Source organism: Pseudomonas sp. SZ40, assembly GCF_052958135.1.
Genome location: NZ_JBQWIF010000004.1, coordinates 98,802 through 117,995 on the forward strand (window position 1 = coordinate 98,802; position 19,194 = coordinate 117,995).

The window sequence follows — 19,194 nt, forward strand, 5'->3', positions numbered from 1 at the left end:
CTCTGTTGCCTTTGGGGAAACGGTTTCTTGCGAATTCGTGGGCAGTCGCTTCGGGAATCGGCCCGGCGCTGTCCAAAATGGCTGAAGCCATAAAACGGGTGAAGCATAAACGCAAAAGCTGGAAGCGGGGCGAGCCCACTTCCAGCTTTTGCGGTCAACGGCGCATAAGCATTGCTTAGCGACGCAGACCCAGGCGACCGATCAGGGCGCTGTAACGGCTGGTGTCTTTACCCTTCAGGTAATCCAGCAGCTTACGACGCTGGTTGACCATACGGATCAGGCCACGACGCGAGTGGTGGTCTTTGCCGTTGGCCTTGAAGTGGCCTTGCAGCTTGTTGATGTTAGCGGACAGCAGAGCAACCTGAACTTCCGGGCTACCGGTGTCGCCTTCGGCTTGCTTGTAGTCGTTAACGATCTGAGCTTTTTCTTCAACGCTGAGTGCCATGTGGGCATCCTCTCATCTGGAGATTGTCGTGAACGACAGTCTCAATAGGCCGGGAATCGCTTCCCGTGTTTTTAAAGGAGCAATGACCGTGCCTATTGACAGCCACCCTCGATACGAGCCGTTTGAGCGACTCGCCACGGTCATGCAGACCGAATCAGACGACGCGGCGCAATGCGCCCGTCTTCGCTCACTTCACCGATACCGATGAAGCGACCGTTGTGATCTTGTACCCGCACCATGCCGAACTTCGGCGCGTCCGACGCACGGACGGGCTGCCCTTGCAGCCAATAGAACGAGCTGTGCTCCGAGAAGCTCAGCAGCGGCCAATGTTCGAGGCCACTGTCCACCGGTTGCAGGAAGCGATCAACCGCCTCGTTGCCACCTTCGGCATGCACACGCTCGAGCTCTTCGAGGCTGACCGTCTGCACCAGACCGAACGGACCGGCCTTGACGCGACGCAGCTCCGCGACGTGAGCACCACACCCCAGCAACTGACCGATGTCCTCGACCAGGGTACGGATATAGGTCCCTTTGCTGCAGTCGACCGCCAGGCTCGCCTTGTCGGCGGCACAGTCGAGCAACTCCAGGCGCGCAATAGTAACAGAACGCGCCTCGCGCTCCACTACTTCTCCTGCCCGCGCCAGCTTGTAAAGCGGCTGGCCGTCGCGCTTGAGTGCCGAGTACATCGGCGGGATCTGGCTGATGTCGCCACGAAAACGCGGTAACAGCGCTTCGATATCGGCCGCCGCGACATTCACGTCACGACGCTCGAGCACCTCACCCTCGGCATCGGCCGTGGTGGTGGTGACGCCAAGCTGCATGACCGTCTCGTAACCCTTGTCGGCATCGAGCAGGTACTGGGAGAACTTGGTCGCCTCGCCGAAGCACAGCGGCAGCACACCAGTCGCCAATGGATCAAGGCTGCCGGTATGTCCGGCCTTCTCGGCATTGAGCAGCCAGCGCACCTTCTGCAGTGCAGCGTTGGAGCTGAAGCCCTTGGGCTTGTCGAGCAGGATGATGCCGTCGACCTTGCGACGAATACGTTTTACCTGAGCCACGTAGTTACTCCTTGGCTTCGGTATCGGTGTCGCCGTGCTTGCTGTCCTCGGTCACCGCACGCTCGATGAGCGCCGACAGCTGAGCACCGCGAATCACGCTCTCATCGTAGTGAAAGCGCAGGTTCGGCACGCTACGCAGCTTCATCGCCTTGCCCAACTGCATGCGCAGGAAACCACTGGCGTCGTTGAGCACCTTGAGGCTCTGCACGATAGGGTCGACACCTTCTTGCGGCTCGGCGCCCATGATGGTGACGAACACCTTGGCATGGCTGGCGTCGCGGCTGACGTCGACCGCCGTGACGGTTACCAGGCCACCCAGGCGCGGGTCTTTGACTTCGGTGCGAATCAGCTGCGCCAACTCGCGTTGAATCTGGTCGCCGATGCGCTGGGCACGGCTATAGTCTTTTGCCATCTTTGCTACCTTCCACTCGCCTCGACGCCTGAAAAAGCATCGGACTCAAAAGCGGCAAACGCCCGGCCGCGCGAATGCGGGGCCGGGCGTTGCGTGTTGCGACTCGCGATTACAGGCTGCGAGCCACCTGGACTTTCTCGAACACTTCGATCTTGTCGCCGACCTTGACGTCGTTATAGCTCTTCACAGCGATACCGCACTCCATGCCGTTACGCACTTCGGCCATATCGTCCTTGAAGCGACGCAGGGATTCCAGCTCGCCTTCGAAGATCACCACGTCGTCGCGCAATACGCGGATCGGACGATTACGGTAAACGGTACCTTCGACCACCATACAACCGGCGACCGCACCGAACTTCGGCGAACGGAACACGTCACGGACTTCGGCGATACCGAGGATGTTCTCGCGAACGTCACTGCCGAGCATACCGGTGAGCGCCTTCTTGACGTCCTCGATGATGTCGTAGATGACGTTGTAGTAACGCATGTCCAGACCTTCCTGCTCGACGATTTTCCGAGCGCCCGCATCGGCACGCACGTTGAAACCGAACAGTACGGCGTTGGAAGCCAGTGCCAGGTTGGCGTCGGACTCGGTGATACCACCCACCCCGCCACCGACGACGCGCACTTGCACTTCGTCGTTACCCAGACCGCCGAGCGAACCCTGCAGCGCTTCCAGCGAGCCACGGACGTCGGATTTGAGGACGATATTGAGCGTCTTCTTCTCCTCCTGACCCATGTTCTCGAAGATGTTCTCCAGCTTGCCAGCATGGGCACGCGCCAGCTTCACTTCGCGGAACTTGCCCTGACGGAACAGCGCAACTTCACGCGCTTTCTTCTCGTCAGCGACGACAGTCATGTCGTCACCGGCTTCCGGTGTACCGTCGAGACCGAGGATCTCGACTGGAATCGCCGGACCAGCTTCCTTGATCGGCTTGCCGTTCTCGTCGAGCATGGCGCGGATGCGGCCATAGTTCGAACCGACCAGCACCATGTCGCCCTGACGCAGCGTACCGTCCTGGACGAGTACGGTAGCGACCGGACCACGGCCCTTGTCCAGACGGGACTCGACCACCACACCGCGGCCTGGGGCCGACGGGGTTGCCTTGAGTTCCAGAACTTCGGCCTGCAGCAGAACAGCCTCGAGCAGCTCGTCCACACCGGTACCGACCTTGGCCGAGACAGGTACGAACGGCGTGTCACCGCCCCATTCTTCCGAGGTCACGCCATGCACCGACAGTTCGCTACGGATGCGATCGAGATCGGCGCCCGGCTTGTCGATCTTGTTCACGGCGACAACCAGCGGTACACCGGCAGCCACAGCGTGCTGAACGGCTTCGATGGTCTGCGGCATCACGCCGTCGTCCGCCGCGACAACCAGAATCACGATATCGGTAGCCTTGGCACCACGGGCACGCATCGCGGTAAATGCGGCGTGACCCGGGGTATCGAGGAAGGTAACCATGCCGCGCTCGGTTTCCACGTGGTAGGCGCCGATGTGCTGGGTGATACCACCCGCTTCACCGGAAGCAACCTTGGCGCGACGGATGTAGTCGAGCAGCGAGGTCTTACCATGGTCGACGTGACCCATGACGGTCACCACTGGAGCGCGAGAGAACGTTTCACCCTCGAACTTCAGGGACTCGGCCAGGGAGTCTTCCAACGCGGTATCGCTGACCAGGGTCACTTTGTGGCCCAGTTCTTCAGCAACCAGCTGGGCAGTTTCCTGATCCAGCACCTGGTTGATGGTCGCCGGCGTACCCAGCTTGAACATGAACTTGATGATTTCAGCAGCCTTGACCGACATCTGCTGGGCGAGGTCGCCCACGGTGATGGTCTCGCCGATCTTCACTTCGCGCACGATAGGGCCGGTTGGGCTCTGGAAACCGTGAGCGTTGCGCTTCTTCAGCTTGGCCTTGCCACGGCCACCACGACGGAAGCCATCGCTTTCTTCGTCGGTGGTACGCGGAGCGACACGTGGAGCAGGCGCCTTTTCCTTGACGGTCGGGCGATGCTGGGTGGTCTTGCGATCACCGCCACGGCGATCAGCGTCGTCGTTACGGGCTTTGTCAGGGCGACGCGGCTCGTCCTTCTTGCGCTCATCGGCAGCAGGGGCTGCGACAGGGGCAATGGTCGGCGTCGGCGCGACGGCTTCAACCACAGGCGCCTGCTCGGCGGCTGGCGAAGACGTCTGGCGCTTGGCCTCTTCTTCGGCTTTGCGCTTGGCTTCTTCCTCGGCCTTCAGGCGAACGGCTTCCGCCGCGGCACGCTGCTCGTCGAGCGCACGCTGCTTCTCGGCTTCGATCTCTTCGTTGCTGCGCTCGACGAAGGTCTTCTTCTTGCGCACTTCAACACTGATGGTCTTGCTGCCAGCGACCCGCAGGGTGCTGGTGGTTTTGCGCTGCAAGGTAATCTTGCGCGGCGCGTCGGCTTTCTTCTCGCCGTGGCTGCTCTTCAGATGAGCAAGCAGGGCCTGCTTCTCGTTATCGGTGACAACTTGCTCGGCACTGCTGTGCGGCAAACCCGCCTCTCGCATCTGCTGCAGCAGGCGCTCTACCGGTGTGTCGACCACTTGGGCCAGTTCTTTCACCGTGACTTGCGTCATGCACTTCTCTCCTCAGGCCGTAAAACTTACTCGAACCAGTGGGCTCGGGCGGCCATGATCAGCTTGCCGGCACGCTCTTCGTCGATGCCGTCGATGTCGAGCAGGTCGTCAATAGACTGCTCGGCCAGGTCTTCGCGGGTAACCACACCGCGCACTGCCAGTTCCTGCGCCAGGCCTTTGTCCATACCCTCGACTTCGAGGAGGTCTTCGGCCGGCTGGGCGTCTGCCAGCTTTTCTTCTGTGGCGATGGCTTTGGTCAGCAAACGATCCTTCGCTCGCGAGCGCAGTTCGTTGACGATTTCTTCGTCGAAACCATCGATGCTGAGCATCTCTTCCATCGGCACGTAAGCGATTTCTTCCAGGCTGGTGAAGCCTTCTTCGACCAGCACCTGGGCCAGCTCTTCGTCGACTTCCAACTCGTCGATGAAGCTCTGCAGGATGTCGCCGGTCTCGGCCTGCTGCTTGGCCTGAATGTCCGCTTCGGTCATCACGTTCAGCGTCCAGCCGGTCAGTTGGCTGGCCAGGCGTACGTTCTGACCACCACGGCCAATCGCTTGCGCCAGGTTGTCTTCGCCAACGGCGATGTCCATGGCGTGAGCGTCTTCGTCAACGATGATCGCCGCGACTTCGGCCGGCGACATGGCGTTGATGACGAACTGCGCAGGGTTGTCGTCCCACAGCACGATGTCCACGCGCTCACCGACCAACTCGCCGGAAACCGCTTGCACACGCGAACCGCGCATACCGATGCAGGCACCCTGCGGGTCGATACGCTTGTCCTTGGAACGCACCGCGATCTTGGCTCGCGAGCCCGGATCACGAGAAGCAGCCTTGACCTCGATGAGGCCTTCGGCGATTTCCGGCACTTCGATGCGGAACAGCTCGATCAGCATTTCCGGCGCGGTACGCGACAGAATCAGCTGAGGGCCGCGGTTCTCGGTGCGGATTTCCTTGAGCAGGGCACGCAAGCGCACGCCGACTCGGAAAGTTTCACGCGGGATGATGTCTTCGCGAGCCAGCAACGCTTCAGCGTTGGCACCCAGATCGACGATGACATTGTCACGGGTGACCTTTTTCACGGTGCCGGCGATGATCTCGCCAAGACGCTCGCGATAGGCTTCGACGACCTGGGCACGCTCGGCCTCGCGCACTTTCTGCACGATGACCTGCTTGGCGGTCTGCGCAGCGATGCGCCCGAACTCGATGGACTCGATCTTTTCTTCGAGTACATCACCGACCTTGGCATTCGCCTCGACAGCACGCGGCATGTCGGTGGTCACCTGATGCGCGGGATCGTCGAAGTGTTCTTCCTCGACAACGGTCCAGCAACGGAAGGTCTCATAGCTGCCACTCTGGCGATTGATCGCCACGCGCAGTTCGACTTCATCTTCAAAACGTTTCTTGGTCGCTGTGGCCAGCGCCAACTCGAGCGCCTCGAAAATCACAGCGGCCGGTACGCCCTTTTCATTGGATACCGACTCAACAACCAGCAGTACTTCTTTGCTCATCGTACGCCTCGCCTTTCGCAATCCATTGGGATCCACGCATTCCGCGAATCCCGCGGGATCCGTGTCTCAATCAAACCGGGGGATAATGTTGGCCTTGTCGATCAGATCGATCGGCAAAAGGAACTCGTGGTCATCCACCTGCACCACCACGTCTTCCTCCTCCACACCGCGGAGCAGACCCTGAAAGTTGCGGCGCCCTTCGAACGGCGAGCGCAACTTGATTTTTACCTGCTCGCCGGCGTGACTGGCGAACTGCGCCAACGTGAACAGCGGTCGATCCATGCCTGGCGACGAGACCTCGAGGGTGTACTCCGCCGCAATGGGATCCTCGACATCGAGAACACCGCTGATCTGCCGACTGACTTTCTCGCAATCGTCGATGAGAACGCCATTGGCATGATCGATGTAGATACGCAGCAGCGAATGCCGCCCCTGAGACAGGAACTCGATACCCCAGCACTCGTAGCCAAGCGCTTCGACTACCGGGGCCACCAAGGCCTGCAACTGTTCTAGCTTGCTCGACACCCGAACCCCTCGCGCATGCTGTGCAAATGAAAAATGGGCGAAACGCCCATCCATAAAACCGTCCGTGCGACGGCAAATCTGTCAACCAGCTAGCAAAAAGCCCCTTGAAAGGGGCTCCGCTACAACTGGATGCGGGTGCTGGAGTTAACCAGCGACTTTCGGGCGACGAGCCCGACGAGCTACCGGACTGCTCCATCCCGCTTCAAAACTGGGAGCGGATTATACGGCTGAACCGCCCCGCGGGTCAACCAACCCCCAGAAACAGAAAAGCCCGCATGCTGCGGGCTCTTCTGTTCAATTGGTACCGAGAAGGGGACTCGAACCCCTACAGCCTATGGCCACTACCACCTCAAGGTAGCGTGTCTACCAATTCCACCACCTCGGCAAATTAACGCTTACTGCTCTTCAGGGGTTTGAGGTACGTCTTGCTGCCCCGAAGCTGGCGCTTGTTGTTGCTCAAGCACCGGTACATCTTCTGCTGCAGGCTTGCTTTCCTGCGGCACTTCCATCACTGCCGGATCAGGCAGACCAGCCTGGCCAAGCGTATCAGACTTTTGATTAGCAAAGTAAGCTAAACCCAAGCTGGTAATGAAAAAAGCGGTGGCGAGTATAGCAGTAACTCGACTCAGAAAGGTAGTAGTTCCTTGACTACCGAAAACGGTATTCGAAGCACCAGCACCAAACGAAGCACCTGCATCGGCACCTTTACCCTGCTGCAGCAGAACCAGCACAACCACACCGATCGCGCCCAGCAGATGAAGAACCACAACGACTGTTTCCAGCATATTCTTAGTTTCCTGCAGCGCGACAGATCGCACCGAACTCATCCGCATTCAGAGAGGCTCCACCCACAAGCCCCCCATCGATATCTGGCATGCCGAAAAGCTCGGCTGCATTGGCGGCCTTGACACTGCCGCCATAAAGAATTCTCAAAGCACCCGCCACATCCGCATCTTTGCCAGCGACCCGAGCACGAATCGCCGCATGCACGTCCTGCGCCTGCTCGGGCGACGCCGTCAGCCCGGTACCAATAGCCCAGACCGGCTCGTACGCCACCACGGCACTCGAAAGCACCGCGACACCCAGCGCATCCATCACGCTGTCGAGCTGACGCCCTACGACCGCAAGCGTCTCACCCGCTTCGCGCTGCTCGAGGGTTTCCCCCACACACAAAACCGGAACAAGCCCGGCAACCTGGGCCGCCGCGAACTTGCGCACCACCTGCTCCTCGCTATCACCCAGAATCAGGCGACGCTCGGAATGGCCGATCAGCACGAGCTTGCAACCGGCATCGCGCAATTGCTCGCTCGACACCTCTCCGGTCAACGCACCCTGCCCCGCCTCGACTGCACAGTCTTGCGCGCCAATCGACACGGCAACACCAGCCAATCCCTCGACAACCTGACCGAGATGAACACTGACAGGGAACACGGCAACATCGACATCGGCAGGCAACACCTGCCGATTCAGACCATCGATCAGCTCTGCGACACTGGCGCGGGTACCGTGCATTTTCCAGTTACCAGCAACCATTGAGCGGCGCATGCTTTACCTCGTTGGTCAAAGAGGGCGCAGATGTTACCCAACCGATTGTGGACTGGCAAGCCGAATCAGACACAGACTCGAGAGACAACCTCAGCCAATTCATTGGCATAGGCTCGTACCTGAGTTTCGTCCTCACCCTCCACCATCACCCGCACCAGCGGCTCGGTACCGGATTTGCGCAGCAACACCCGGCCGCGCCCGGCCATGCGCTCCGTCACGCTGTCGCTGGCAGCCTGGACGTCGGGATGTTTGAGCGGGTCGACACCACCTCCGAAACGCACGTTGACCAGCACTTGCGGACACTTGCGCAGGCCCTGACGCGCCTCGGCAAGGCTCTGCCCACGTCGACGGATGGCGAGCAGTACCTGCAGCGCCGCGACGATCGCATCCCCCGTGGTGACGTGCTGGAAGCACACCAGATGCCCAGAGTTCTCGCCACCCAGCTGCCAGCCGCGCTCCAGAAGCTCGGCGATCACGTAACGGTCACCCACATTGGCGCGCACGAAGGGAATCTGCAGTTCGTCGAGGGCCAGTTCGAGGCCCAGGTTGCTCATCAGGGTGCCGACCACCCCACCCTGCAGCTTGCCACGCGCCTGCAGATCACGAGCGATGATGAACAGCAGTTCGTCACCGTCCACCACAGCCCCGGTGTGATCGACCATCAGCACCCGATCGGCGTCGCCATCGAAGGCGATACCCAGATCCGCCTGGCGCGACACGACCTCGGCCTGCAGGTTTTCGACATGGGTCGAGCCGCAATCGGCGTTGATGTTCAGGCCGTTGGGCTGAGCGGAAAGCACCGAAACTTCGGCACCGAGCTCCTGGAACACGGCGGGCGCGACCTTGTAGGCCGCACCATGGGCACAATCGAGAACGATCTTGAAGCCAGCGAAGTCGGTACTGGTCGGCACACTGCTCTTGCAGAATTCGATGTAGCGCCCCGCGGCGTCATTGATCCGCGATACCTTGCCGAGCTGTTCGGACTCGACCACCGTCATCGGCGCATCGAGCAGCTCTTCGATCATCAGCTCGACCTCGTCAGGCAGTTTGGTGCCCTGCCCGGAGAAGAACTTGATGCCGTTGTCGTGGTGCGGGTTGTGCGATGCACTGATGACGATGCCCGCCTCGGCATGGAAGGTACGCGTCAGGTAGGCGATCGCCGGCGTCGGCATCGGCCCGAGCAGCATGACGTCAGCACCTGCAGCAGACAGACCTGCCTCCAGGGCCGACTCGAACATGTATCCGGAGATGCGCGTATCCTTGCCGATCAGAATCCGGCACTTGCCCTGCTTGCGAAAGGCCATGCCCGCGGCCCAGCCGAGCTTGAGCATGAAGTCGGGGGTAATGGGATAGTGACCGACGCGCCCACGAATACCGTCGGTGCCAAAATACTTGCGACTCAAAACGACAACTCCCTTTTTCTGATTACTGCGCCGCTTCGACTGCGGCGACCATGCGCACCACATCGACGGTTTCCGCCACGTCGTGAACGCGTAAAATGCTCGCACCCTTGGCAACGGCCAACGCCGCCAGGGCCAGACTGCCATACAGGCGCCCGTCGACCTCGCGACCCAACACAGCGCCAATCATACTCTTGCGTGAAACGCCTACCAGTAGCGGCAGACCAAAAGCCTGCAACGCCGGCATACGGCGGAACAGGCTGAGGTTGTGCTCGAGGGTCTTGGCAAAACCGAAACCCGGATCCAGAACGATGCGCTGCGCAGGTATGCCCGCCGCTTCGCAGACGGCCAGCCGCTCGCGCAGAAAGTCCGCCACGGCATCCAGTACATCCTCGTACTGCGGGCTCTGCTGCATGGTCGTGGGTTCGCCACGCATGTGCATCAGGCAAACCGGCAGGCCACTGTCAGCAGCCGCCTGAAGCGCACCGTCACGCTGTAGCGAGCGCACGTCGTTGATCAGTCCGGCACCCAGCCTGGCCGACTCGCGAATGACTTCCGGCGTCGAGGTGTCGACGGAGACGATCACGTCCAGCTCAGCGGCAATGGCTTCCACCATGGGTGCCACGCGCGCGAGCTCCTGCTCCACGGACACGGGATCGGCGCCCGGCCGAGTGGACTCACCGCCAACATCGATCAGCGTCGCCCCGGCCAGCACCATGCTTTCGGCATGGCGCAACGCCGCGTCGCGCATGGCGAAGCGGCCACCGTCGGAGAACGAATCGGGGGTTACGTTGAGGATCCCCATCACCTGGGGACGGGTCAAATCAAGAAACCGGCTGCCACAAGGCAGCCGGTTCCGGGGTATTGCATGGGACATGAAAAGCCTTACAGCTCGGCAGCAGGACCGCCGATTGGTTTTTCGGGACGATCAGCCTCATCCGACTTGGCTATCGGCGTACCGGTATCGTTACCGCCACCCGTCCAGTCACGTGGCTCGCGCGGCGTGCGACCGCTCATGATGTCGTCGATCTGATCGGCATCGATGGTCTCGTACTTCATCAGTGCTTCGGCCATGGCGTCGAGCTTGTCGCGATTCTCTTCGAGCAGGCGCTTGGCCGTGTCGTAGCAATGGTCGATGATGCTGCGCACCTCGAGATCGATGAGCTTGGCGGTTTCGCCAGAGATGTTGCTGCTCTGACCGCTGCCACCACGGCCCAGGAACACTTCACCCTCTTCCTCGGCATACAGCAGCGGGCCGAGCTTCTCGGACAGGCCCCACTTGGTGACCATGTTCCGGGCGATCTGGCTGGCGCGCATGATGTCGTTGGACGCGCCGGTGGTGACACCGTCGAAGCCCAAGGTCATTTCTTCCGCGATACGGCCGCCGTACAGCGAGCAGATCTGGCTGATCAGCGCGCGCTTGGAAAGGCTGTAGCGATCCTCTTCCGGCAGGAACATGGTCACGCCCAGGGCGCGGCCACGGGGAATGATCGACACTTTGTAAACCGGGTCATGCTCGGGCACCAGACGACCGACGATGGCGTGACCCGCCTCGTGGAACGCCGTGTTGAGCTTCTCCTTGTCCGACATGACCATGGTCTTGCGCTCGGCGCCCATCATGATCTTGTCTTTGGCCAGTTCGAACTCTTTCATCTCGACGACGCGCTTGCCGGAGCGAGCGGCGAACAGCGATGCCTCGTTGACCAGGTTGGCCAGATCGGCACCGGAGAAGCCAGGCGTACCACGGGCAATGACCGCAGCCTTGACGTCTTCGCCCATCGGCACCTTGCGCATGTGCACGTTGAGGATCTGCTCACGACCACGGATGTCCGGCAGACCGACGACCACCTGACGGTCGAAGCGGCCCGGGCGCAGCAGCGCAGGATCGAGCACGTCCGGACGGTTGGTCGCGGCGATGACGATGATGCCATCGTTCATTTCGAAGCCGTCCATCTCTACCAGCAACTGGTTGAGGGTCTGCTCGCGCTCGTCGTGACCACCACCCATGCCGGCGCCACGATGGCGACCAACGGCGTCGATCTCGTCGATGAAGATGATGCAGGGCGCGTGTTTCTTGGCTTGCTCGAACATGTCACGCACACGGGAGGCGCCGACACCCACGAACATTTCCACGAAGTCGGAACCGGAAATGGTGAAGAACGGCACCTTGGCTTCGCCGGCAACGGCCTTGGCCAGCAGGGTCTTACCGGTACCCGGGGAGCCGACCATCAGCACGCCGCGAGGGATACGGCCGCCGAGGCGCTGGAACTTGCCCGGATCACGCAGGAACTCGACCAGCTCGCTGACTTCTTCCTTGGCCTCGTCGCAGCCCGCGACGTCGGCGAAGGTGGTCTTGACCTGGTCTTCGGAGAGCAGGCGCGCCTTGCTCTTGCCGAAACTCATCGGCCCGCCCTTGCCGCCTGCACCGCCCTGCATCTGGCGCATGAAGAACATGAACACCGCGATGATCACCAGAATCGGGAAGCTGGCGACCAGCAACTGGGTCCAGATGCTCTGCTGTTCAGGCTGCTTGCCAACGATCTCGACATTGTTGTCCATCAGATCCTTGATCAGGCCATTGTCCTGGATCGCCGGGCGCACGGTTTCGAACGACGTGCCGTCGGAACGCATGCCGCTGATGATGTAGCCATCGACGGTTACGCGCTTGACCCCACCATCCTGAACCTGCTGGATGAACTCCGAGTAATTGAGCTTGTTCGTCTCGCTCGGGCTGGAGAAATTATTCATCACCGTAACCAGGACGGCGGCGATGATCAGCCACAGGATCAGATTCTTTGCCATGTCGTTCAATTAGCTACCCTCTGAAGCAGGCCCCTTGCCGAAGCGTGCTTCGCATGACGACCAGTTATATACCGATCTAACTTACTACAAACGCTCGCTCGTGGCTGACACCGTCTGTAACCCTTTATGAGATATCTGCCCGTTACGATGCGCGTATCGGCTTGGACTGACAACCAGGCCTTTGGTTTTACTCTTCACGCTGCCCTTTGAATCCACGCGCCAGCATGTACTGCTCGCGGGAGCGCCCGCGCGATGACAGCGGCTTGCGCATCTGCACCTTCTCGAACAGACCACGAACCTGCCTGTGGTACTCGTCGAAACCTTCGCCCTGGAAAATCTTGATCAGATAATCACCACCGGGGCGCAGCACTCGGGTAGCCAGATCCAGCGCCAGCTCGCACAGGTACATGGCGCGCGGCTGATCCGATTCCCTGACTCCACTCATATTGGGGGCCATATCGGAAATCACAAGGTCTACGGGATGATTGTCGATAGCCTCGAGGATGCGTGCGAACACCGCATCGTCGGTAAAGTCGCCCTGAATGAAGGTGACATCCGGGATGCTGTCCATTTCCAGGATGTCCGAGGCGATCAGCCGCCCCTTGTCGCCGATCACCCGACTGGTGACCTGAGACCAGCCGCCCGGGGCCGCACCGAGGTCGACCACGGTGATTCCCGGGCGCAGGATGCGATCCTTCTCCTGCACCTCCAGCAGCTTGTAGCTGGCACGTGAACGGTAGCCGTCCCTTTGCGCCATTTTGACGTAGGGATCGTCGAAATGCTCTTTCAGCCAACGCTGGCTGGTCTTGGAACGGGCCACACAACACCTCGGAAGAACAGAATGAATAACTGGGCGGTCTTCAAGCGGCTCGGTTAAAATAGCCCGCTTTCCCCAGATTAAGACGCAGGGTTCAGATTATGCCGCTCACTCAAGAGCAGAAGAAACAGTTCAAATCTATCGGCCACCACCTGAAACCGGTATTGATCGTTGCCGATAACGGTGTTACCGAAGGCGTATTGGCAGAGCTGGAGCGCGCCCTGAACGATCATGAACTGATCAAGATTCAGCTGCGCATCACCGAGCGCGAAAGCCGCCTGGCGGTGATCGATGAGCTGTGCAAGGCCAGCAAGGCCGACCTGGCGCAGGTAATCGGAAAAATGGCGCTGATCTACCGCAAGAACCCCAAGGCCAATCGCAACCTGTCCAACATCAGCCGCTTTCAGGGCTGAATCAGCGGATCAGCCGACCGCCGGGTCGGCTTTCGCGACCGTTCGCGGCACGGGCTGCAGCACCAGCAGCAGGCCGAAGAACGCCAGCAGCAAGTAGCTGAACAGCTGCCAGCGAATGGCATCTGGCCAGAGCACGAGCGAAGCCAGCAAGGCCGAAGCGATTGCCAGCACCGCGAGCAGAAATTGCCCGCGGCGCTCGCCCCAAAGCGACGAAAGGCGACGCAGCCTAACGAGCAGACCAGCCTGAACGAGCACGCAGACCAGGGTGATGAGCACCATCTGCGGCATCAGCACGCCAGCGATCTCTTCGATCAGCAGCGACGCCAGCCCCACGCTGTACAGCCCCGGCACCACCATGAAGTGCAGTATCCAGATGCCGCCCACCCAAAGGGTTTGCAGCAGCATCCAGATACCTGCAGCCATGTCGGACGGCGCCAGGTCAGATGTGACGAACTTCGACAATCTCGTACTCGATCAGACCGCTAGGGGTGCTCACCGCCACCACGTCACCCTCTTCCTTGCCGATCAGGGCACGGGCAATGGGCGAACCGACGGAAATCTTGCCCTGCTTGATGTCGGCTTCGTCTTCACCGACGATCCGGTAGGACACGCTTTCATCGGTCTCGACGTTGGCGATTTCCACGGTAGTACCGAAGATCACCTTGCCGGTATGGGCGATGGTGGTCACATCGATCACCACCGCGTTCTGCAGACGGCCTTCGATATCGCGAACGCGCGCTTCGACCATGCCCTGCTGCTCGCGTGCAGCGTGGTACTCGGCGTTTTCCTTCAGGTCACCCAGCTCGCGTGCTTCGCCGATGTCCTGACTGAGCTTGGGCCGGACTACCTTGGTCAGGTGGGCCAGCTCTTCCTCGAGGGCGCGAGCGCCCTCCACGGTCATGGGGTACTTGTTCATGCCTTGATTCCTGCGTGCAGGTCTTGCAAACGACGTACGGTCTTCTCGGGGCCGAACTTCAGCGCCTCGCAAATCGCCTGACCCGCCGCAATGGTGGTAGTGCAGGCGATCTTGTGCTGCAGAGCGTTACGACGAATGGAGTAGGAGTCCGCGATGGACTGACGACCTTCGGTGGTATTGATGATGAGGGTGACCTCGTCATTCTTGATCATGTCGACCACGTGCGGACGGCCTTCGGTCACTTTGTTCACGCGACGTACCGGCAAACCGGCAGCCTCGATCACCTTGGCGGTACCGGAGGTGGCGACGACCTCGAAGCCCAGGCTGATCAGATCGCGGGCGACCTGCTCGGCCAGCGGCTTGTCATCATCACGCACGCTGATGAACGCACAGCCGGAGTTCGGCAGAATCTCGCTAGCGCCCAGCTGCGCCTTGGCGAAGGCCTCACCGAACGTGTCGCCGACGCCCATCACTTCGCCAGTGGACTTCATCTCCGGGCCGAGAATCGGGTCAACGCCCGGGAACTTGTTGAACGGGAATACCGCTTCCTTGACGCTGAAGAACGGCGGGATGATTTCTTCGGTGAAGCCGATTTCTGCCAGCGTCTTGCCAGCCATCACGCGCGCCGCCACCTTGGCCAGCGACTCGCCGATGCACTTGGACACGAACGGCACGGTACGCGACGCGCGCGGGTTGACCTCGATCACGTAGATGTCTTCACCCTGCACGGCCATCTGCACGTTCATCAGGCCGACGACGCCGAGCTCCAGGGCCATTTTCTTGACCTGGTCGCGGATCTCGTCCTGGATGTGTGCCGGCAGCGAGTAAGGTGGCAGCGAGCAGGCGGAGTCACCGGAGTGCACACCCGCTTGTTCGATGTGCTGCATGATGGCGCCGATGACGACCTGCTCACCATCGCACACCGCATCGATATCGACTTCGATGGCGCAGTTGAGGAAGCGATCGAGCAGAACCGGGCTGTCGTTGGAGACCTTCACCGCTTCGCGCATGTAGCGCTTGAGCTCTTCTTCCTGATAGACGATTTCCATCGCCCGGCCACCAAGTACATAGGATGGGCGGACCACCATCGGGTAACCGATGTTCTTGGACAGCGTCAGCGCCTCTTCTTCGCTACGGGCGGTGGCGTTGGCAGGCTGACGCAGGCCCAGGCGCTGCACCATCTGCTGGAAACGCTCGCGGTCTTCGGCGCGGTCGATGGCGTCCGGGCTGGTGCCGATGATCGGTACGCCGGCCTCTTCCAGGGCGCGGCACAGTTTCAACGGCGTCTGACCGCCGTACTGGACGATCACACCCTTGGGCTGCTCGACGCGGACGATTTCCAGTACGTCTTCCAGGGTCACTGGCTCGAAGTACAGGCGATCGGATGTGTCGTAGTCGGTGGAGACGGTTTCCGGGTTGCAGTTGACCATGATGGTCTCGTAACCGTCTTCACGCATGGCCAGCGCGGCGTGCACGCAGCAGTAGTCGAACTCGATACCCTGGCCGATGCGGTTCGGGCCGCCGCCGAGGATCATGATCTTGTCGCGGCTGCTCGGATTGGCCTCGCACTCTTCCTCGTAGGTCGAATACATGTAGGCGGTATCGGTCGCGAACTCGGCAGCGCAGGTGTCCACACGCTTGTAGACCGGCAGCACCTTGAGCTTGTGGCGATGGCTGCGCAGGTTCTTCTCGGTGACACCGAGCAACGCCGCCAGGCGCGCATCGGAGAAGCCTTTGCGCTTGAGGCTGAACATTAGGTCACGGTCGATGCTGGACAGGCCCAGGGTCTGGATGCGCTGCTCGTCCTTGATCAGATCTTCGATCTGCACCAGGAACCACTCGTCGATGCGCGTCAGCTCGAACACTTCTTCGACCGTCTTGCCGGCACGGAAAGCGTCGCCGACGTACCAGATGCGGTCCGCGCCCGGCACGATCAGCTCGCGCTTGAGGGTGCTTTCAGCTTCGGGATCGGCCGGGTCGAGCTTGGGATCGAAACCGGACACGCCAACTTCCAGGCCACGCAGCGCTTTCTGCAGGGATTCCTGGAAGGTACGGCCGATGGCCATGACTTCACCGACGGATTTCATCTGGGTGGTCAGGCGGGCGTCGGCCTTGGGGAATTTCTCGAAGGCGAAGCGCGGGATCTTGGTGACCACGTAATCGATGGCCGGCTCGAACGACGCCGGGGTACGACCACCGGTGATGTCGTTGGACAGCTCGTCGAGGGTGTAACCCACCGCCAGCTTGGCGGCGATCTTGGCGATGGGGAAACCGGTCGCCTTGGAGGCCAGTGCCGAGGAACGCGACACACGCGGGTTCATCTCGATGACCACCATACGACCGGTATCCGGGCAGATGCCGAACTGCACGTTGGAGCCGCCGGTTTCCACACCGATCTCGCGCAGCACCGCCAGAGAGGCGTTACGCAGGATCTGGTATTCCTTGTCGGTCAGGGTCTGGGCCGGTGCGACGGTGATCGAGTCACCGGTGTGCACGCCCATCGGATCGAAGTTTTCGATGGCGCAGACGATGATGCAGTTGTCCTTCTTGTCGCGGACCACCTCCATCTCGTATTCCTTCCAGCCGATCAGCGATTCGTCGATCAGCAGCTCACGGGTCGGCGACAGGTCCAGACCACGGGCGCAGATTTCCTCGAATTCTTCACGGTTGTAGGCGATGCCACCACCGGTACCGCCCATGGTGAAGGACGGACGGATGATGCACGGGAAGCCGACCTTCTCGAGCACGCCGTAGGCTTCTTCCATGCTGTGGGCGATGCCCGAAACCGGGCAGGCAAGGCCGATGTCTTTCATCGCCTTGTCGAACCGCGAACGGTCTTCGGCCTTGTCGATGGTGTCGGCATTGGCACCGATCATCTCGACGCCGAATTTTTCCAGCACGCCATGACGCTCGAGGTCCAGGGCGCAGTTCAGCGCGGTCTGGCCACCCATGGTCGGCAGCAGCGCGTCAGGACGCTCCTTCTCGATGATCTTGGCCACGGTGGCCCATTTGATCGGCTCGATGTAGGTGGCGTCGGCCATCGACGGGTCGGTCATGATGGTGGCCGGGTTGGAGTTCACCAGAATGACGCGGAAACCTTCCTCGCGCAGGGCCTTGCAGGCCTGGGCGCCGGAATAGTCGAATTCGCACGCCTGGCCGATGACGATGGGGCCGGCACCGAGGATCAGGATACTTTTGATGTCTGTACGTTTTGGCATGTTCTCTCTCGAATCCTTAGGTCAGTCGGCGAGTCATCTTGAAAGCTACTGCGCGCTATCTGGGCTGCGTTGCGCGGTACTCACTTGCTCGCCGTACTGACACATGTACTGTCTCGTCGTTGCGTGCCGGGGGCCTTGCCCAGACAGCGCTCGCTACGCTTTCCAGACGACTCGTCTATTTGCGCTTGGCCATGGCTTCGATGAAGCGGTCGAACAGTGGGGCGACATCGTTGGGACCCGGGCTGGCCTCGGGGTGACCCTGGAAGCTGAAGGCGTCCTTGTCGGTACGCTCGATGCCTTGCAGGGTGCCGTCGAACAGCGACTTGTGGATCGGGCGCAGATTGCTCGGCAGGCTGTTCTCATCCACGGCAAAACCGTGGTTCTGGCTGGTGATCATCACCACGCCAGTGTCCAGATCCTGCACCGGGTGGTTGGCACCATGGTGGCCGTGGCCCATTTTCAGGGTCTTGGCACCGGAGGCCAGCGCCAGCAATTGGTGGCCAAGGCAGATGCCGAATACCGGAATATCGGTCTCGAGCACGTCCTTGATCGCCTGAATGGCGTAATCGCAGGGCTCGGGATCGCCCGGGCCGTTGGACAGGAACACCCCATCGGGATTGAGCGCCAGTACATCCTTGGCAGGGGTTTGCGCCGGCACCACGGTAAGGCGGCAGCCACGAGCGACCAGCATGCGCAGGATGTTCAGCTTGACGCCGTAATCGTAGGCGACGACGTGATAAGGCAGCTCGCTGGCGGCAATCTCGGGATGGCTGTCATCCTTGAGGTTCCAGACGCTGGAGCGCCACTCGTAGCGCTCGCTGCAGCTGACCTCCTTGGCCAGGTCCATACCCTTGAGGCCCGGGAAGCCACGCGCCAGTTCCAGAGCCTTTTCCTCGGTGGCGTCAGCGCCGACCAGGATGCAGCCGTTCTGCGAACCTTTCTCGCGCAGGATGCGGGTCAGGCGGCGAGTGTCGATACCGGCGATGGCGACGGTGCCGTTTTCCTTGAGGTAATCGGACAGGGACTGCTTGTTGCGCCAGTTGCTGGCGGTCAGCGGCAGATCACGAATGATCAGGCCGGCAGCCCAGACGCGATCCGACTCGGCGTCTTCCGGCGTGGTGCCGGTATTGCCGATATGTGGATAGGTCAGCGTGACGATTTGTTGGGCGTATGACGGATCGGTGAGAATTTCCTGATAGCCGGTCATGGCGGTGTTGAACACCACCTCCCCGACAGTCTGGCCGTCGGCCCCGATGGCCTCGCCGCGAAAAATGCTGCCGTCAGCAAGGGCGAGTATGGCTGGCTTACTCAAGAAGACCTCCCGTAGATCGTGGAGCAAACGCAGATTGTAAAAAAGCGGGATGACGTGTGAAGGTCATCCCGCTTTTTTGATTGATTCATTCTGCGCAACTTTTAGTGGACACACTAAAGCGAAAAGCTTACAGGAAAACCCGGTTTTTCGAAAGGCATAGAGAGGCAAAAACCTGAAATCCGATTCACGGCGGGCTGAAGGAACCGGCAACAAGGCGC

At 60.8% G+C, this 19,194-nt stretch carries 17 protein-coding genes and 2 tRNA genes; 1 reads left to right on the plus strand and 18 read right to left on the minus strand.

Annotated elements, in window-relative coordinates; genetic code table 11:
* Nucleotides 1–175 precede the first annotated feature (175 nt).
* From rpsO to rlmE, 14 genes are all read right to left on the minus strand, one after another.
* Nucleotides 176–445: a 30S ribosomal protein S15 gene (gene rpsO, locus ACT9T4_RS05465; protein ID WP_042554902.1), complete on the minus strand. Its 270-nt coding sequence runs from the start codon at nt 443–445 to the stop codon at nt 176–178.
* A gap of 140 nt (nt 446–585) precedes the next feature.
* Nucleotides 586–1,503: a tRNA pseudouridine(55) synthase TruB gene (gene truB / locus ACT9T4_RS05470; protein ID WP_499115909.1), complete on the minus strand. Its 918-nt coding sequence runs from the start codon at nt 1,501–1,503 to the stop codon at nt 586–588.
* Between the two features lie 4 nt (nt 1,504–1,507).
* Nucleotides 1,508–1,915 carry a 30S ribosome-binding factor RbfA gene (gene rbfA, locus ACT9T4_RS05475; RefSeq protein WP_084304366.1) on the minus strand — a complete coding sequence of 136 codons (408 nt, stop codon included), beginning with the start codon at nt 1,913–1,915 and terminating at the stop codon, nt 1,508–1,510.
* Between the two features lie 109 nt (nt 1,916–2,024).
* Nucleotides 2,025–4,520: a translation initiation factor IF-2 gene (gene infB / locus ACT9T4_RS05480; RefSeq protein WP_042554899.1), complete on the minus strand. Its 2,496-nt coding sequence runs from the start codon at nt 4,518–4,520 to the stop codon at nt 2,025–2,027.
* Nucleotides 4,521–4,546: 26 nt separating this feature from the next.
* On the minus strand, nt 4,547–6,028 hold the full coding sequence (nusA, locus tag ACT9T4_RS05485) for a transcription termination factor NusA (RefSeq protein WP_042554898.1): 1,482 nt from the start codon (nt 6,026–6,028) through the stop codon (nt 4,547–4,549).
* A gap of 66 nt (nt 6,029–6,094) precedes the next feature.
* Complete coding sequence (gene rimP / locus ACT9T4_RS05490) at nt 6,095–6,553, minus strand: ribosome maturation factor RimP (protein WP_042554897.1); 459 nt, start codon at nt 6,551–6,553, stop codon at nt 6,095–6,097.
* Nucleotides 6,554–6,679: 126 nt separating this feature from the next.
* Nucleotides 6,680–6,755: transfer RNA gene (locus tag ACT9T4_RS05495), tRNA-Thr, on the minus strand.
* 97 nt (nt 6,756–6,852) lie between these two features.
* Nucleotides 6,853–6,938, minus strand: a tRNA-Leu gene (locus tag ACT9T4_RS05500).
* A gap of 10 nt (nt 6,939–6,948) precedes the next feature.
* A complete protein-coding gene (secG, locus tag ACT9T4_RS05505) occupies nt 6,949–7,338 on the minus strand; it encodes a preprotein translocase subunit SecG (RefSeq protein ID WP_042554896.1) in 390 nt (129 codons plus the stop codon).
* Between the two features lie 4 nt (nt 7,339–7,342).
* On the minus strand, nt 7,343–8,098 hold the full coding sequence (tpiA, locus tag ACT9T4_RS05510) for a triose-phosphate isomerase (protein WP_042554895.1): 756 nt from the start codon (nt 8,096–8,098) through the stop codon (nt 7,343–7,345).
* A gap of 65 nt (nt 8,099–8,163) precedes the next feature.
* Nucleotides 8,164–9,501, minus strand: coding sequence for a phosphoglucosamine mutase (gene glmM / locus ACT9T4_RS05515; protein WP_499115912.1), 1,338 nt, complete (start codon nt 9,499–9,501; stop codon nt 8,164–8,166).
* Nucleotides 9,502–9,523: 22 nt separating this feature from the next.
* Nucleotides 9,524–10,375 carry a dihydropteroate synthase gene (gene folP, locus ACT9T4_RS05520; protein WP_082045829.1) on the minus strand — a complete coding sequence of 284 codons (852 nt, stop codon included), beginning with the start codon at nt 10,373–10,375 and terminating at the stop codon, nt 9,524–9,526.
* A gap of 8 nt (nt 10,376–10,383) precedes the next feature.
* On the minus strand, nt 10,384–12,300 hold the full coding sequence (gene ftsH / locus ACT9T4_RS05525) for an ATP-dependent zinc metalloprotease FtsH (RefSeq protein WP_042554892.1): 1,917 nt from the start codon (nt 12,298–12,300) through the stop codon (nt 10,384–10,386).
* A gap of 187 nt (nt 12,301–12,487) precedes the next feature.
* Nucleotides 12,488–13,120, minus strand: a complete 633-nt coding sequence (rlmE, locus tag ACT9T4_RS05530) for a 23S rRNA (uridine(2552)-2'-O)-methyltransferase RlmE (RefSeq protein ID WP_042554891.1) — start codon at nt 13,118–13,120, stop codon at nt 12,488–12,490.
* 98 nt (nt 13,121–13,218) lie between these two features.
* Here rlmE and yhbY point away from each other — a divergent pair, with 98 nt between their 5' ends.
* Nucleotides 13,219–13,530 (plus strand): ribosome assembly RNA-binding protein YhbY, encoded by a 312-nt coding sequence (gene yhbY, locus ACT9T4_RS05535; RefSeq protein WP_042554890.1) that lies wholly within the window; start codon nt 13,219–13,221, stop codon nt 13,528–13,530.
* A 9-nt stretch (nt 13,531–13,539) separates the two neighbouring features.
* Here yhbY and ACT9T4_RS05540 read toward each other — a convergent pair whose 3' ends face one another.
* The 4 genes from ACT9T4_RS05540 to carA all read right to left on the minus strand — a co-directional run bounded on the left by ACT9T4_RS05540 (nt 13,540) and on the right by carA (nt 18,976).
* On the minus strand, nt 13,540–13,992 hold the full coding sequence (locus ACT9T4_RS05540) for a DUF4149 domain-containing protein (RefSeq protein WP_499115915.1): 453 nt from the start codon (nt 13,990–13,992) through the stop codon (nt 13,540–13,542).
* A complete protein-coding gene (gene greA / locus ACT9T4_RS05545; RefSeq protein WP_042554888.1) occupies nt 13,970–14,446 on the minus strand; it encodes a transcription elongation factor GreA in 477 nt (158 codons plus the stop codon). Before greA ends, ACT9T4_RS05540 begins: the two co-directional genes overlap by 23 nt.
* On the minus strand, nt 14,443–17,664 hold the full coding sequence (gene carB, locus ACT9T4_RS05550; RefSeq protein ID WP_042554887.1) for a carbamoyl-phosphate synthase large subunit: 3,222 nt from the start codon (nt 17,662–17,664) through the stop codon (nt 14,443–14,445). Before carB ends, greA begins: the two co-directional genes overlap by 4 nt.
* A 175-nt stretch (nt 17,665–17,839) precedes the next feature.
* Entirely contained in the window at nt 17,840–18,976 is a 1,137-nt protein-coding gene (carA, locus tag ACT9T4_RS05555) for a glutamine-hydrolyzing carbamoyl-phosphate synthase small subunit (RefSeq protein WP_179539951.1), read from the minus strand.
* Between the last annotated feature and the right edge of the window lie 218 nt (nt 18,977–19,194).